The sequence below is a fragment of the Actinacidiphila sp. bgisy145 genome (assembly GCF_057708125.1).
Genome location: NZ_JBYIRL010000016.1, coordinates 11,744 through 26,319 on the forward strand (window position 1 = coordinate 11,744; position 14,576 = coordinate 26,319).

General features: G+C 74.3%; 13 protein-coding genes and 1 pseudogene. 8 read left to right on the plus strand and 6 right to left on the minus strand.

Going from position 1 to position 14,576, the window contains the following annotated elements:
* Window positions 1-342: 342 nt before the first annotated feature.
* From AC3ERT_RS16390 to AC3ERT_RS16420, 7 genes are all read left to right on the plus strand, one after another.
* Entirely contained in the window at window positions 343-1,977 is a 1,635-nt protein-coding gene (locus tag AC3ERT_RS16390; RefSeq protein WP_435174977.1) for an ABC-F family ATP-binding cassette domain-containing protein, read from the plus strand.
* A gap of 80 nt (window positions 1,978-2,057) precedes the next feature.
* Window positions 2,058-3,776, plus strand: a complete 1,719-nt coding sequence (locus tag AC3ERT_RS16395) for an ABC-F family ATP-binding cassette domain-containing protein (protein WP_435174979.1) — start codon at window positions 2,058-2,060, stop codon at window positions 3,774-3,776.
* 414 nt (window positions 3,777-4,190) lie between these two features.
* The gene (locus tag AC3ERT_RS16400) at window positions 4,191-4,949 is read left to right on the plus strand and encodes a TetR/AcrR family transcriptional regulator (protein WP_435174981.1); all 759 of its coding nucleotides are present in this window, start codon (window positions 4,191-4,193) and stop codon (window positions 4,947-4,949) included.
* Window positions 4,950-5,066: 117 nt separating this feature from the next.
* Window positions 5,067-5,690 carry a hypothetical protein gene (locus tag AC3ERT_RS16405; protein WP_435174983.1) on the plus strand — a complete coding sequence of 208 codons (624 nt, stop codon included), beginning with the start codon at window positions 5,067-5,069 and terminating at the stop codon, window positions 5,688-5,690.
* A 132-nt stretch (window positions 5,691-5,822) separates the two neighbouring features.
* Window positions 5,823-6,152, plus strand: coding sequence for a hypothetical protein (locus AC3ERT_RS16410; RefSeq protein ID WP_435132346.1), 330 nt, complete (start codon window positions 5,823-5,825; stop codon window positions 6,150-6,152).
* Between the two features lie 83 nt (window positions 6,153-6,235).
* Window positions 6,236-6,475, plus strand: a complete 240-nt coding sequence (locus AC3ERT_RS16415; protein ID WP_435174985.1) for a hypothetical protein — start codon at window positions 6,236-6,238, stop codon at window positions 6,473-6,475.
* 214 nt (window positions 6,476-6,689) lie between these two features.
* Window positions 6,690-7,286 (plus strand): hypothetical protein, encoded by a 597-nt coding sequence (locus tag AC3ERT_RS16420; RefSeq protein ID WP_435174987.1) that lies wholly within the window; start codon window positions 6,690-6,692, stop codon window positions 7,284-7,286.
* 35 nt (window positions 7,287-7,321) lie between these two features.
* On the opposite strand, the gene AC3ERT_RS16425 is transcribed toward AC3ERT_RS16420, so the two are convergent.
* On the minus strand, window positions 7,322-7,747 hold the full coding sequence (locus AC3ERT_RS16425; protein ID WP_435174989.1) for an Ohr family peroxiredoxin: 426 nt from the start codon (window positions 7,745-7,747) through the stop codon (window positions 7,322-7,324).
* A gap of 293 nt (window positions 7,748-8,040) precedes the next feature.
* On the opposite strand from AC3ERT_RS16425, the pseudogene AC3ERT_RS16430 reads away from it, so the two are divergent.
* Window positions 8,041-9,331, plus strand: a pseudogene (locus tag AC3ERT_RS16430) (alpha/beta fold hydrolase).
* 96 nt (window positions 9,332-9,427) lie between these two features.
* Here AC3ERT_RS16430 and AC3ERT_RS16435 read toward each other — a convergent pair.
* The 5 genes from AC3ERT_RS16435 to AC3ERT_RS16455 form a co-directional block, all read right to left on the minus strand.
* Entirely contained in the window at window positions 9,428-9,892 is a 465-nt protein-coding gene (locus AC3ERT_RS16435; protein ID WP_335979304.1) for a MarR family winged helix-turn-helix transcriptional regulator, read from the minus strand.
* 49 nt (window positions 9,893-9,941) lie between these two features.
* Window positions 9,942-10,691 (minus strand): SDR family oxidoreductase, encoded by a 750-nt coding sequence (locus tag AC3ERT_RS16440; RefSeq protein ID WP_335979302.1) that lies wholly within the window; start codon window positions 10,689-10,691, stop codon window positions 9,942-9,944.
* An 89-nt stretch (window positions 10,692-10,780) separates the two neighbouring features.
* On the minus strand, window positions 10,781-11,158 hold the full coding sequence (locus AC3ERT_RS16445) for a hypothetical protein (RefSeq protein WP_435174991.1): 378 nt from the start codon (window positions 11,156-11,158) through the stop codon (window positions 10,781-10,783).
* A 30-nt stretch (window positions 11,159-11,188) separates the two neighbouring features.
* Window positions 11,189-12,754, minus strand: coding sequence for a zinc ribbon domain-containing protein (locus AC3ERT_RS16450; protein ID WP_435174993.1), 1,566 nt, complete (start codon window positions 12,752-12,754; stop codon window positions 11,189-11,191).
* Window positions 12,755-12,828: 74 nt separating this feature from the next.
* Entirely contained in the window at window positions 12,829-14,562 is a 1,734-nt protein-coding gene (locus AC3ERT_RS16455; protein WP_435174995.1) for an LppU/SCO3897 family protein, read from the minus strand.
* Between the last annotated feature and the right edge of the window lie 14 nt (window positions 14,563-14,576).

Sequence of the window (14,576 nt, forward strand, 5' to 3'; positions counted from 1 at the left end):
TTGAGTGGTGACGAAAGACGGATCGGCGCGGGGCAGTTCGCGTCCGTCGGGACGTGGACACACGTGTGTTTTGCGGAGGACATGTGACCCCGCGGCCCCGCGGGGTGCGCCGTCCACCGGTGGAGATCCGGAAACTGCTAGACTTCGCGGCAGGTAGATCCACGAGTCGAGGAGTCACGAACGTGGCGGGTGAGGACGACATCTCCGGGTGAGCCCCGGACCTGACGGCCATCGGACGCGCTGAGCGCGCCTTCCTGGTGGCCGGCTTCGTCGTATCTCGTCTCCCCCATCTGCCCAGGGCGGAAGTCTGCCTTCTGCCCGCAAGCCGTCGAGGTCACCTCCATGTCCGACGCGTCCATCGTCTGCTCGAACCTCTCCTTCGCCTGGCCGGACGACACCCCCGTCTTCCACGAGCTGTCCTTCACGCTCCCGGCCGGCCGCACCGGCCTGGTCGCCCCCAACGGCGCCGGCAAGTCCACCCTGCTCAAGCTGATCGCCGGCCGGCTGCGGCCCACCGCCGGCTCGGTGACGGTCAACGGCACGCTGGGCTACCTCCCGCAGTCCCTGCCGCTCACCGGCGCCCTGACCGTCGCCGAAGTGCTCGGCGTCGCCGACGTGATCCGCGCGCTGGACGCCGTGGAGTCCGGGGACGTGAGCGAGGAGCACTTCACCGCCATCGGCGACGACTGGGACATCGAGGAGCGCACCCACGCCCAGCTCGACCGCCTGGGCCTTTCCGGCCTCGCGCTGGACCGCACCCTGCACACCCTCAGCGGCGGCCAGATCGTCTCGCTGGGCCTGGCCGCCCAGCTGCTCAAGCGCCCCGACGTGCTGCTGCTCGACGAGCCCACCAACAACCTCGACCTGCCCGCCCGCCACCACCTCCACGACGTGCTCGCCGACTTCTCCGGCTGCCTGCTGCTGGTCAGCCACGACCGCGCCCTGCTGGACCGCATGGACCGCATCGCCGAACCGGGCAGCAGTGAACTACGCCTGTACGGCGGCGACTTCACCGCGTACGAGGAGGCGGTGCGGGCCGAGCAGGAGGTCGCCGAGAAGAACGTCCGCAACGCCGAACAGGACCTCAAGCGCGAGAAGCGGGAGATGCAGCAGGCCCGCGAACGCGCCGAGCGGCGGGCGAGCAACGCCGCGAAGAACCTCAAGAACGCCGGGCTGCCCAAGATCTTCGCGGGCACCATGAAGCGCGGCGCCCAGGAGGCGGCGGGCCGCTCCGGCACGCTGCACGCCTCACGGGTCGGCGAAGCGAAGGCCCGGCTCGACGAGGCCGGCCGCGCCCTGCGCGACGAGCAGCGCCTGACCCTGGAACTGCCCGACACCCAGGTGCCGGCCGGGCGCAACCTCTTCCTCGGTACGGCGATGCAGGTCCGGCTCGGCGAGCGGGACGTCTTTGCGCCCGGCGGCGTCGACCTGACCGTCCGCGGCCCGGAGCGCATCGCACTGGTCGGGCCCAACGGCGCCGGGAAGACCACCCTGCTGCGGCTGGTCACCGGCGAACTCGCCCCCGGCAGCGGGGAGATCCGGCGCAACGACGGCCGGATCGCCTACCTCTCCCAGCGGCTGGACCTGCTGGACGTGGACCGCACCGTGGCGGAGAACTTCGCGGACTTCGCCCCCGAGCGGCCCGAGGCGGAGCGGATGAACCTGCTCGCCCGCTTCCTGTTCCGCGGCGCGCGCGCCCATCTGCCGGTGGGTGTGCTCTCCGGCGGCGAGCGGCTGCGCGCCACCCTGGCGTGCGTGCTGTGCGCGCAGCCCGCGCCGCACCTGCTGCTGCTCGACGAGCCGACCAACAACCTCGACCTGGTCAGCGCCGGCCAGCTGGAGGGCGCGCTCAACTCCTACCAGGGCGCCTTCCTGGTGGTCAGCCACGACGAGCGGTTCCTCGCCGCGATCGGGGTGGACCGGTGGCTGTGTCTGGCCGGCGGGGCGCTGACGGAGGCGGCCGCGCCCGAGGTGTGAGCCGCCGGTGTGCGACCGGGCCCGCGTGCGAGGCTCCACGCCCCGCGGGCCGCCCCCGACCACTTGGAACGGTTCCCGCCATGCCCCATCCTGCCCTCATCGCCGACGGCCTGGTCCGCGTCCTCGGCGACCGCCGCGTCCTGGACGACGTCTCGCTGACCGCCTCCCCCGGCCACCGGATCGGCCTGATCGGGGAGAACGGCACCGGGAAGTCCACCCTGCTGCGGCTGCTCTCCGGTGCGGACGAGCCCGACGCGGGCAGCGTCACCCGCCCCGCCGACCTCGGCTTCCTGCACCAGGAGATGCCGTACGACGCCGCCACCGCGGTTGCCGCGGTGCTCGACGACGCGCTGCGCGAGGCCCGCGAGGACCTGGCCGTGCTCGACCGGCTCGGCGCGGAGCTGGCCGCCGTCCCCGAGGGCGACGCCCGCCACCAGGTGCTGCTGGACGCCTACGGCAGGCGCCTGGAGCAGGCCCAGGACCGGGAGTCCTGGGACGCCGACCGCCGCGCGGCCCTGGTGCTGGAGGGACTGGGCCTGGGCGCGCTCCCCCACGACCGCACGCTCGGCTCGCTGTCCGGCGGGCAGCGCGGGCGGTTGGCGCTGGCCGCGCTGCTGGTGCGGCGGCCCTCGGCGCTGCTGCTGGACGAGCCGACCAACCACCTCGACGACGGCGCCGCCGCCTTCCTCCAGGAGCAGTTGCGCGCCCTGCCCGGCGCGGTGGTGCTCGCCAGCCACGACCGGGTGTTCCTCGACGCGGTCTGCACCGACCTGGTCGACCTCGATCCGGCGGTGGCCGGCCCGGTCCGCTTCGGCGGCAACTACAGCGCCTACCTGGCCGGCCGCCGCGCCGAACGGGCGCGCTGGGAGCGCCGGTACGCCGAGGAGCAGCAGGAACTGGCGCGGCTGCGGGTCTCGGCGGAGGTGACCGCGCACCGGGTCGCGCCGGACCGCGGACCGCGCGACCACGAGAAGATGGGGTACGGCCACCGGGCCGGCCGGGTGCAGAGCCAGATCTCGCGCCGGGTGCGGGACGCCGCGCGGCGGCTGGCGGAGCTGGAGCGGGCCCAGGTCGCCCGGCCGCCCCGGCCGCTGCGCTTCGCGGCCGCCGCGCTGGCCGCCACCGCCGGGCCGGACGCGCGGCCGGCGGTGGCGCTGCGCGAGGTACGGGTGCCGGGGCGGCTGGCGGTGGCGGCGTTGGAGGTGCCGGCGGCCGACCGGCTGCTGGTCACGGGCGGCAACGGGGCGGGCAAGTCGACGCTGCTCGCGGTGCTGGCCGGGCAGCTGCCCGCCGAGGGCGAGGTGCGGGCGCGCCCGGGGTTGACGGTGGGGCTGCTCACCCAGGACACCTCCTTCGCCCGGCCCGACCGCACGGCCCGGGACACCTACGAGCGGGCACTGGGTGCGCGGCGGGCGCAGGAGGTGCCGCTCGCCGCGCTGGGCCTGATGCACGCGGCGGATCTGGACCGGCCGGTGGGGCAGCTGTCCGTCGGGCAGCGCAGGCGGCTGGCGCTGGCGTTGCTGGTGGCGCGCCCGCCGCAGTTGCTGCTGCTGGACGAGCCGACCAACCACCTCTCGCCGCTGCTGTGCGACGAGTTGGAGGCCGCGCTCGGGCCCGGCCCCGGCGCGATCGTGGTCGCCAGCCACGACCGCTGGCTGCGCGGCCGGTGGCGGGGGCGCGAACTGCGCCTGGCGCAGGGGCACGTGGTGTATGAGCAGCCGGCGCGGGAGCGGGAGGCGGAGGCGGGCTCGGGGGCGGGGTCGGAGCGAACGTCGGCGCCAGCGGCGGGGTCGGAGTGAGCGGCGGGCAGCCGGGCGCAGCAGCGCGGCCATGACCCGGCGGAAGACGTCGGTGAGGACGTCGCGTTGCGCACCGGCGTCGTCCGGCGGTCCGGAGCGCGGGGCGGCGAGGAGGAGGAAGAAGAAGCGGAGGCCGGCGGTGAGGCGCTCGATGTCGGCGGCGACCGCCTCGATCGGGTACAAGCCGGTCAGCTCGTGTCCGCGCGCGCCGCGCAGGACGTACCGGGCCCCCCGGGGGTTGGGTGCGGCGGGGTCCGGACAGCCGGCCGGCGGTTCCCGACGACGCCTGCCGGTGTGGCGGCGGGAGGTGTGCGCCGCGTCGGCCAAGTGGCCGTAGGGCGGGCGGTGGGGCCGCCCCGCCTGCGGTCATCACCGATCGGACCAGTGATGGAGCACGCCTGATAGCGTCCCTCCATGACGACGGAGCCGCCGCCGCAGCAGGCCGTGCCCACCGTGCGGCAGAAGATCGTGCTGGCTGCCGCGCACCTGCTGGAGGCGGAGGGGCCGGAGGCGGTCTCGGCGCGGGCCGTGGCCGCCCGCGCGGGCGTGCCGACGCCGTCGATCTTCCGGATCTTCGGGGACACGGACGGGCTGCTGGAGGAGGTCGCCGAGCACGGCTTCCGGCACTATCTCGCGGCGAAGGCCGAGGTGCTCGCCGGGTCCGACCCGGTCCAGGCACTGCGGGACGCGTGGGACCTGCATGTCCGCTTCGGCCTGGACCACCCCCGGTACTACGCGCTGGTCTACGGCCAGGTCCGCCCCGGCCACCTGCCGCGGGCCGGGCTGCGGACCGCCGCCAGGCTGCGCGGGATGGTGGCGCGGGTCGCCGCCGCCGGGCGGCTGCGCACGAGCGTCGAGTCGGCCACCCAGGTGCTGCACTCCGGCGGGGTGGGTACCGTCCTGACGCTGACCGCCCTGCCCGAGGACGAGCGCGACCTCAGGATCTCCGCCGCGTCCCGCGAGATGGCGCTCGCCGCCCTCACCCTGCCGCCCGCCGCGGCCGGTGCCGCCGCCGGTGTCACCGCCCCCGGCGGCGCGGTGGCGTACGGCGCCAGGGCCCTGACGGCCGCGCTCGGGCGGGAGGGCACCGAACTCCTGAGCGCCGCCGAGCGGGCCCTGCTCGCCGAGTGGCTCGACCGGTTGTCCGGCGCGCACCGCGCGGCCGGCTCCTGACCTGCGGCCTGCGCCCGCACCGCGCCGCCGTACGCTTCTGCTGCATCCACGGCCCCCCGGAGCCGTTTCCGGACCGCGCCCGCTCATAGGCCCGAGCCCAGCCAGGAGCCCCGCCCCATGCAGACGTTCACGCCGCCGCGGCCCCCGGCGTACCGGGCCGCGCGACCGCGCGAGAAGAGCGCCCTGCTCCTGTCGCACGTCCTCGCGCCGGCCAACCTGGTCATCGCGCTGCTGCCGCTGATCGGCTGGCACAGCACGCGCAGTTGGCAGGGCGCCGCGTGGGGCCTGCTCGCGACGGTCTTCTGCGGGGCGGTGCCGATCGGCATCGTGGCCATGGGGGTGCGCCGCGGGGCGCTGACCGACGCGCACATCCGGGTCCGCCGCCAGCGCCTGGTGCCCATGGGCGCGAGTCTGCTGTCCGTCGTGGCCGGAATGGCGCTGCTGCACGGGGCGCACGCGCCGCGCGCCGTCCTGGCCCTGGTCGTCTCGATGCTCGTGGGCCTGGTGCTGTCCCTGGCGGTCACGGCCTGGTGGCAGATCTCCCTGCACAACTCGGTGGCGGGCGGCACCGTCATCGTCCTGGCCCTGGCCTTCGGGCCGGTGGTGCTGGCGGTCGCGGTGGTGGGCGCCGCGGCGATCGGCTGGTCGCGTCTGGCGCTGCGCGCCCATACGGTGGCCCAGGTCGTGGCCGGGACCGCGCTGGGGGCCGCCTCGGGTCTGGTCTTCGCGCTGCTGCGCTGAGCCTGGGCGCAGGCGTGGGCATGGGCGCGGATATGTGTGCACATGTGCGGGGGGACGGCCCCGGCACACCTGGGTGGCCGCCTGTGTCGGGGCCGCGTACGACAACATGTCACCCGCGGTTAGGGTGTGCCCATGACTTCTGCGCACAAGGGCCTCGTCCTCGATTTCGGCGGGGTGCTGACCACGCCGCTGCTGCCCTCCGTCCTCGCCTTCGAGCGGCGCGAGGGGCTGGCCGAACACGCAGCGGTGCGGGTGCTGCTGGGCGACGCGGAGACGGTGCGGCGCACCGAGGCGCTGGAGCGCGGGGCGCTCACCCAGGCCGAGTGGAACGAGGGCGCCGCCGCGCTGCTGGGTGTCCCGCCCGCGAACCTGCTGGGCCGGCTCTTCGCGGACCTGCGTCCGGAGGCATCCGTCATCGCCGCGGCGGCGGCCGCCCGGGCGAGCGGCAGTTGCGGCGCATGAGGGGAGTCCAGGGCTGCTCATATGTTTCTCAGCCCGGGTGCCCCGGAAGTGTGCCCGGTCCGGCACGGCGGGTGCCCGTGCGCTTGCCCGCCGGTGCACGGCCGGTGCACGGCCGGTACGGCGAGCGCCGGGCGGCCGGTCCGGCCCGGCTGAAGATCGCCGGCGACGGCACCACCGCCCTGTTCGAGCCGCCGGTGCCGCCGTCGGCCCAGTGGCTGCGGCATGCCTGCGCCCGGGTGCCGCCCGGGCAGGAGGGGGCCGTACTGGGCTGGGACGCGTTCGCCGCGGGCCTGCTCACCGACCCGGACGTGTCGGCCGGCTGAGCGCTGCCACCGCGGAACGGTCCGGGAGGACCGGACGATAGGTGTGAGTGCGGTGTTGAAACCCCGTATTTGCCACCCATGACGGGTGCGGGAATGATAGGTGGATGCACATGGGCGCCTGTTCCCACGGCCCCGGCGTCAGCGCGCTCGCCGGCGTGGAGCTGTCGGCCCGGGTACCAAGCGCAGCCCATCCACGCCAAGGGAGTGAACGGCCGTGACCAGCCAGTCCGCCTCCACACTCCGATCGCGGTACGTCGAGCAAGCCGCGTCGGACCTGGAAGAAAACCGCCGAGTGCAGCACGAACTGGCCGAGCGGATCAAGGTGTTGCGGCAGGAGGAGGCGCTGCTGCTCGACATCCTCACGCTCGCCGAGCGGCTGGGCCCCTCGGCCGAGTCTGCTCCGCTGCCGGAACAGGCGCACGGCGAGGCCGAGTTCGCCGTGCCCGCGGAGAGCCCTGCGCCCGCGGAGAAGCCCGCACCTGCTGCGAAAGCCGCACCTGCTGCGAAGGCCGCGCGGGCGGGCGGGACGTCGGGCGGCGGGGCCGGCCGCGTCAGGCGGGCCGCGAACCGGCCGCTCCTGGGCGACCTGCTGACGCAGCTGCTCGGTACCTACCAGGAGCCGCGGCCGGCGAAGGAGCTGCGGGAGGAGCTGATGGCGAAGCACCCGGAGCGCACCCCGACTCCTCAGGTGGTGCGCAACACCCTGGAGGCGCTGGTGGCCAAGGGCCGTATCCGCCGGCACAAGCAGCAGCGCTCGGTGATGTACTCGCTGGTGCCTTCCGCGCGGTCGGCCGCCGCCGCCAAGAGCTGACCTTCTGCCCCGGCGCGGGGCGGCAACGCCAGGCGTCAGGCCACGGAGGCGTTGACGGTCACGGGCACGTTGCCGCGGGTGGCCTTGGAGTACGGGCAGATCCGCTCGGCGGCCGCCGCCAGTTCCTCGGCCGTGGCCTGGTCGACCCCGCCGAGGAAGGGGTTCAGCACGGCGGTGAGGTGGAACTCGCCGTCGTCGCCGTGCACCAAGGTCACCTCGGTGGTGATGTCGGTGCTGGTGAGCTTGATCTTCCGCTCGGCCGCCGCGCGGCGCAGCGCCCCGAGGAAGCAGGCGCCCCAGCCCGCCGCGAAGAGCTGCTCGGGGTTGGTGGCGCCGCCCGCGCCGCCCAGCTCCTTGGGGTGGGCCAGGCTCGTGTCGATCAGTCCGTCCTCGGAGCGGACCTTGCCGCCGTTGCGGCCCTCGCCGGTGACGGTGACGCGGGCGGTGTAGGTGACGGTCATGGGGTTCCCATCTGCGTATGTGTGTGAGCAGGGTGCGTCGTCATATGTGCTCGCATCGGCGGGATTTTATCACCGGCTCAAGCAGTGACGTCACTCTGACATCGATCACGTCACCCGTCAATACGGTGACGCGCGGGCAGGGGCGGCACAGGTTCCGGGCGCGGGGGTATGGTCCCCTGGTGGCCTCGGCCATGCGCGGCGCGCGGGCGTCCGCGCAGATCAGCACCGTCACACCGTCACGAAAGCGCCCCGGCCGGGTCCGGCCGCGGCAGCGGAGAAAGGCACGCGAGCACATGAGCGGCACCGTCAGCTACACCGTCCCCGGCATGCGGATCAGCGAGCAGTCCGTCGAGGTGCCGCTGGACTGGTCCGATCCGGCCCGCGGCACGATCGAGGTGTTCGTCCGGGAGATCGTCGACCCGGCGCGGGCCGGTGAGGACCTGCCGTGCCTGGTGTACCTCCAGGGCGGGCCGGGCGGGAAGGGGCCGCGCCCGGTGGACCGGGGCGGCTGGCTGGGGGTGGCGCTCGAGGACTACCGGGTGGTGCTGCTCGACCAGCGCGGCACCGGCCGCAGCAGCCGCGTGGACGGCCGCCGGATGGCCGCGTTCGCCTCGGCGCAGGAGGGCGCGGACTACCTGGCCTGCTTCCGCGCGGACGCGATCGTCGCCGACCACGAGCATGTCCGCAAGACCCTCTACGGCGGCCGGCGCTGGTCCACGCTCGGCCAGTCGTACGGCGGATTCCTCACCATGAGCTACCTCTCGCGCGCGCCCGAGGCGCTGAGCGCCTGCTACGTCACCGGCGGGCTGCCCGCGCTCGAACCGTCGGCGGCCGAGGTCTACCGGCGCACCTACCCGCGGGCGGCGGCGAAGAACGCGCTGCTGTACCGGCGCTACCCGCACCTGGTCGAGCAGGTCGCCCGTGTCGCGGACCGGCTGGCGGCGGGCGGGGTGCTGCTGCCGGACGGCGACGTGCTGACCGTCCGCCGCTTCCAGTCGCTCGGCGTCGACCTCGGGATGAAGCCCGGGCACGAGCGCCTGCACTGGCTGCTGGAGGACGCCTGGAGCGGCGGGGAGCTGTCGGCGTCCTTCCTGCACCAGGTGCTGGCCCGCACCTCCTTCAGCGGCAACCCCCTGTACGCGGCGCTCCAGGAGAGCATCTACGGCCACGGGCCGGGGCCGACCGGCTGGGCCGCGCAGGCCGAACACGCCCGCCACCCGCACTTCGCCGAGGACGCCCGGCCGCTGCTGTTCACCGGCGAGATGATCTACCCCTGGATGTTCGAGGAGATCGCCGAGCTGCGCCCCTTCCGCGCGGCGGTCGAGTTGCTCGCCGCGCGCGAGAGCTGGCCGCCGCTGTACGACGCGCCGCGCCTGGCCGCCAACGAGGTGCCGGTCGCCGCCGCCGTCTACCACGACGACCTCTACGTGGACGCGCAGGTTGCAGCTGGACACCGCGGCCCGGGTGGGCAACGCCCAGGCGTGGGTGACCAACGAGTACGAGCACGACGGCGTCGGCGACCAGCGGGTCTTCACGCGGCTGCGGGAGCTGGTCCGGCAGACCGGCGGCGGCATCGCCGGCTGACCGCCGCGGGCGACCCGTTTGGATGACGCATCACCCATATGGGCGGGGTACGGCACGGTCCGCGCCGCGGTTCGGCGATCCAGTCGGGGCGGGGCTTCAGCGGTCGGTGCCGGCCTGGTCGATGACCGTCTCGCAGATCTCGGCGAGCATCGTGACCTGGCCGGGCGTCAGGTGGTCCAGCAGCAGGCGCCGGACGTCCTCGACATGGCGGGGGGCCGCGGCCTCGATCGCGGCGCGCCCGGCCGGGGTGATCGCGACGTAGGCGCCGCGGCCGTCCTCGGCGCAGTCCTCGCGGGCGAGGATGCCGCGCTTGGCCATGCGGCCGAGGTGGTGGGAGGTCCGGCTCTTCTCCCACCCGAGCACCTTGGTGAGTTCGGCGATGCGCAGCCGGCCGCCGGGCACGCGGCTGAGCTCCGCCAGGACGGAGTAGTCCGACCCGGACAGCCCGAACTCGCTCTGCATGACCCGCCCGGCCTCGCCCACCAGCAGGTCGTGCATGCGCAGCATGCCGCGCCAGGCCCGTTCCTCGACCGGGGTGAGCCAGCGGGGTGCGGTGTCCATGGACGCATCGTACGAGAAACGCGGTGCCACCGGTGGCCCCCGGCGGGCGTCAGACCTGGTTGGCGCCGCCGTCGACGTACATCTCGGTGCCGGTGACGAAGCTCGACTCGGCGGTGGCGAGGAAGAGCGCGAGGCTCGCGACCTCCTCGGGCCGGCCCATGCGGCCCAGCGGCACCCCGGCGGCCAGCGCCTCGCGCAGCTGGGCGGCCTGCTCCTCGTCGGGGGCGAGGCCGTTGACGCCGGGCGTGGTGATCGGGCCGGGGACGACGGTGTTGACGCGGATGCCGCGGCCGCGCAGTTCGTTCGCCCAGGTCCGGGCGAAGGAGCGGATCGCGGCCTTGGAGGCGGCGTAGACGCCGAACGCCTCGCCGCCGACCGTGGCGGCGGCGGAGCCGGTGAGGATCACCGAGGCGCCGTCGGCCAGCAGCGGCAGGGCCTTCTGCACGGTGAAGAGGGTGCCCTTGACGTTGGTGGCGAAGGTCGCGTCGAAGTGCTCCTCGGTGACCTCCTCCAGCCTGGCGAACTCGCCGCCGCCGGCGTTGGCGAACAGCACGTCGATACGGTCCCCGGCCTCGGCGACGGTGGCGTAGAGGCGGTCGAGGTCCGCGAGGTCGGCGCTGTCGGCGCGCACGGCCGTCACCTTCCCGCCGATCTGCGCGGCCGCCCGGTCCAGGACGTCCTTGCGCCGCCCGGTGACGTACACGTGCGCGCCCTCCCGGCTGAAGCGCTCCGCGGTGGCCAGCCCGATGCCGGTGGTGCCGCCGGTGACCACGACCGTCTTGCCGTCCAGCTGTCCCATGACGCACTCCCTTGTCTGTTCAGGTCCCACCAACCCTAAGCAGAGGTGGGTGACACGTCAACCAAATCTGGCCCGCCGCTGGCGCCAGGTCACAGGCGGCGGATCGCGTCGGCGATGGTGGTGGCCAACGTGGCCAGGGCGGTGGCGCCCGGGAGCGCGTCGGCGAGGGCGCGGGAAAGTGCGCGGAGCGTGCTCAGCCGGGGTGCGGGCGCGGCGAGGGTGTCGCGGGCGGCCTCGGCGAGGTCGATCAGGTCGTCGCGGTCGGGGCGCCCGGACCGGGCGAGTTCGTCGACCAGGCGGCCGAGCAGTGCGGAGATCTCCTCCGGTGTGCCGGGCGGCCGCGGCGCCGTCTGGTGCACTTCGCTGTCGGTGAGGGTGACCTCGGCTCTGGCGTCGCGGCCGCTGGCGACGGCGTTGCCGGCCACGTTGGCGCCGCCGCTCGCCTGGATGCCGTTGTTGTGCTGCATGGTGCCCTCCTGTCTGCCCTGCTGCGGGCGTCAGTTCGTGTTCACCAGGGGAATACGGTTGAGCGGGCGCAGCGAGATCCTCGACTTCGGTCCCGAGGCGACGGAGTTGGACGAGACGGACGCGCCCTGGGTCGCGATGATGCCGTTGTTGACGATGACTTCCTGGCGCTGCACCAGTTCGCTGACGTCGATCCCCCGGGCCTCGGCGAACTCCACGAGCGCGTCCAGGGCCCGCTTCTCCATCGCCTTGAGCGCCATCGTGGCGTCCGCCTTCTGGAAGTGCCGCTGGTGGCGCGGTACCGCGGCCGCCTCCCGCACCCCGACCCGGGCCCCGTAGTCGAAGCGGTTCAGTGCGGTGATGCGCTTGTTCTGCCGTCGCGTCCGCCAGCTGATCCAGCGGTCCGGGGAGAAGCCGCGCACCGCGCGCACCGGGGCCAGCAGTATCAGGAACGGCGTGCTCACCAGCGACTGCGTCAGCACTTCCACCACGTCGCCCGGCGACGGGCTGGGCAGGAGGCCGTCGATCACGCGGTAGCGCTCCGCCAGCGGCAGCAGTACCGTCTGGAACCCTTCCACGCTCAGGTTGGACCGGGAGCGGACGAAGCGCAGGAAGAGCGAGGTGACCAGTTCGCCGTCCCACGCCGTGGAGTGGGCCGCGAGATACGGCCGGGCGTTCTCCTCCGGGTGGCGCTTGAGCGCGTCCATCGCGTCCTGGCCGATCGTGGTCAGCGGCCGGCCGAGCGGGTCGGCGAGGAAGCGGGGGTCGCCGATGAGATGGTCCCCGGCGACGAAGAGCCGCTCCTCGATCTCCAGGGCGGGCAGGGCGAGGGTGCGTAATCGCTGGGCGACATGGGTGTACAGCTCCACCACGTCGACGTCCTGCGGGGCGCTGCCGGCCGCGGCCGGGGCGGTGATGTCGAACATCAGGGACCAGGACTCCAGCCGGGTGCCGTACCCGGTGTAGGGCGAGTAGCCGCTGTAGGCGGTGATGTTCCCGCGCGCGTACGCGTCGATCTGGCGCAGGCGGGCGGTGCTGCCGGGGTTGGGCGGCTCGGGCGCGGCCGCGGGGTGGAAGCGGTTCGGGCGCAGGCTCTGGAGGTGGCTGCCGTAGCGGGTGGAGAACTCGAAGGTCAGCGCGGTGGACCAGGCGCCGAGCAGCGCGAGCGGGGTGGTCCAGGGGGGCAGGATGCCGAGGAGGCCGGCGAGGGTGAGCGCGAGCAGGGCGGTGAGCAGCAGGTCGCGCTGGTGGCGCCGGGCGTTGGCGAGGTAGGCGTGGCGGAGCACCACGGGGACGTCGCAGGCCGGGGCCGGGGCCACGCCCAGGTGGGGTTCGGCGGCGACCTGCCCGATGAGCGTCTCGGCGTATGCGCGGTCCAGGTAGGCGGCGGCGCACAGGTAGCGGGTGATGTCGTGGCCGCCGCCCCAGCGGGGAGCGGGACCGGCGGGGCCGGGCGTACTGCCGTTCCAGGTGGACGGCCCACCGGAGGCGGCGGTGCTCGCGCTCGCCGCCGGGGCCGCGCCCGCCGTCGGAGCCATGGTGGGCAGTGGCGCGCCGCAGGCGTCGCAGTGCGTGGCCCATGTGCTCGTGCTGGTCACGCCCCGGCCGCATCCGGGGCACTGGGTCGAAGCCGTCATGGCGCTCTCTTCTCCGCGGTCGGGACAGGTGGCTGCTACATGTCGGGGAGGCCGTGGCCCTTGTAGATCGCCCGGCCGCACATGCTGGTGCCGTCATCGGCGTGCCAGATGTAGAAGCCGGTGCAGGCGCCGCCTGGGACCGCGCCGTCGTAGACGTCGGTGAGGCGGACGATGTACTGGTAGTCGTCGGGGATGCCCGCGTCGCAGGGGGTGGCGGCGTTGAAGTAGATCGACAGCGAGTCGCCTTTCTTCTCGGCGTACATGCACTGCCCGGTCACGTAGTTGCGGTTCAGGCAGAGGTCGGTGTCGGTGTCGTCGTCGTTGCTGTGGTACCAGGTCATGTCATCGTCGTCGCCGCAGTCGTCGGACGGGACGGAGGTGACGACGTAGTAGGCGCCGGGGTCGGAGCAGTCGGTTGTCTCCGGAGTGGACGGGGTCCAGTCCAAGTCCTCGTCGTTGTAGTTGCTCAGGCAGTCGTCGGCGGTGACGGCGCCGAACTCCTCGTCCTCGGCGCTGAGCGGGGGGACGGTGTCGGTGGGGTCCGCTCCCCCGCTGTCACTGCTGTCACCGCTGTCGTACGCGTCGCTGTCGTCGTAGGAGCCGTCGTCGCCGTACGAGCTGTCGTCGCTGGTGGTGGCGGTGGTCCGGGCGGTGTCGGTCGTGCTGTGGGAGCCGCTGTGCGCGGCCGCGACCGCGATCAGCACGACGAGCGCCACGCACGCGGCGATGGCCACCAGCCACCGCTGGACCGTCGCGTTGCCGCCGGAGACGGCACCGGGCGGGCGTACGGTGCCTGGCGCCGGGACCGCCTGCGGCTGCGCGGCCGGGGCGGGCGGCCGGCTCGGCGTGGCGGCGCCGGAGGCGGGGGCTGTGGCGGGGGTGGCCGACGCGGTGGCGGCGGTTGCGGTGAGTTGCTCGGCCCACGCGCCCGGGCTGGGCCGCCGGGCCGGGTCGGGGTCGAGCCCGGCGCGGGCGAGTTCGGCCAGCGCGGGGCTGACCGCGGTGAGCACGGCGGGGTCGCGGGCGGTCTGGTGGCGGGCGAAGAGCCGGACGGCCAGCAGCGCCAGCTTGTGCACGTCGCTGGTCCGGGTGGCCTTCTCCTCCCCGGCGGGGACCTGCCAGTCGGGGGTCTCGGCCTGCGGCAGCACGCTGGCGCCGCGCAGGCGCATGGCGTCGCAGTCGATGAGGAAGCACTCGGGCCGCGGGTCGGTGGTGAACAGCAGGTTCTTCGGCGAGAGGTCGCCGACGGTGATGCCGATCCGGTGCAGCCGGTCCAGGGTGGCGGCCAGGTCGGCCAGGAGCAGCAGCCGGTCCCGCTCGCTGATGGTCAGGCCGATCCGGGCCACGTAGCCGTCGTCGTTGAGCAGGTACTCCAGGTTCGCCAGGCGCGAGCCGCCCGCGGCGGCGCCGGCCATGCCCCGGTAGGCGAAGCGGAAGCGGTCGGGCACGGCGCGCATGAGGAACCCGCGGGCGCGGCCGTCGCGTTCGACGACCGCGGCGGGCCAGGCCGCATTGCCGCACAGCCACCGCGCGTCGGCGCCGGACAGCTCGCGCAGCAGGCCGACCTGCGCCGCCAGCGCGTCGGCGTCCAGGTCGGGCAGCACGGCCGCGGCGTACTCCTTGTACACCACGTCCCAACCGCCGTCCGGGGCGTGCTTGTTGATCCTCCGGCCGGGGACCTCGTACACGGTGCCCTGGCCGCCGGTGCCCAGCCGCTCGCCCAGGACGAGGGTGCCGTGGTCGACGGCGGGCTTGCGCTCCTCGCTCATCGCGGTGTGTTTCT

Coding starts and splice junctions, on each gene's coding strand:
- AC3ERT_RS16390 (WP_435174977.1), top strand. CDS start 343: ATGTCCGACGCGTCCATCGTCTGCTCGAACCTCTCCTTCGCCTGGCCG.
- AC3ERT_RS16395 (WP_435174979.1), top strand. CDS start 2,058: ATGCCCCATCCTGCCCTCATCGCCGACGGCCTGGTCCGCGTCCTCGGC.
- AC3ERT_RS16400 (WP_435174981.1), top strand. CDS start 4,191: ATGACGACGGAGCCGCCGCCGCAGCAGGCCGTGCCCACCGTGCGGCAG.
- AC3ERT_RS16405 (WP_435174983.1), top strand. CDS start 5,067: ATGCAGACGTTCACGCCGCCGCGGCCCCCGGCGTACCGGGCCGCGCGA.
- AC3ERT_RS16410 (WP_435132346.1), top strand. CDS start 5,823: ATGACTTCTGCGCACAAGGGCCTCGTCCTCGATTTCGGCGGGGTGCTG.
- AC3ERT_RS16425 (WP_435174989.1), bottom strand. CDS start 7,747: ATGACCGTCACCTACACCGCCCGCGTCACCGTCACCGGCGAGGGCCGC.
- AC3ERT_RS16435 (WP_335979304.1), bottom strand. CDS start 9,892: ATGGACACCGCACCCCGCTGGCTCACCCCGGTCGAGGAACGGGCCTGG.
- AC3ERT_RS16440 (WP_335979302.1), bottom strand. CDS start 10,691: ATGGGACAGCTGGACGGCAAGACGGTCGTGGTCACCGGCGGCACCACC.
- AC3ERT_RS16445 (WP_435174991.1), bottom strand. CDS start 11,158: ATGCAGCACAACAACGGCATCCAGGCGAGCGGCGGCGCCAACGTGGCC.
- AC3ERT_RS16455 (WP_435174995.1), bottom strand. CDS start 14,562: ATGAGCGAGGAGCGCAAGCCCGCCGTCGACCACGGCACCCTCGTCCTG.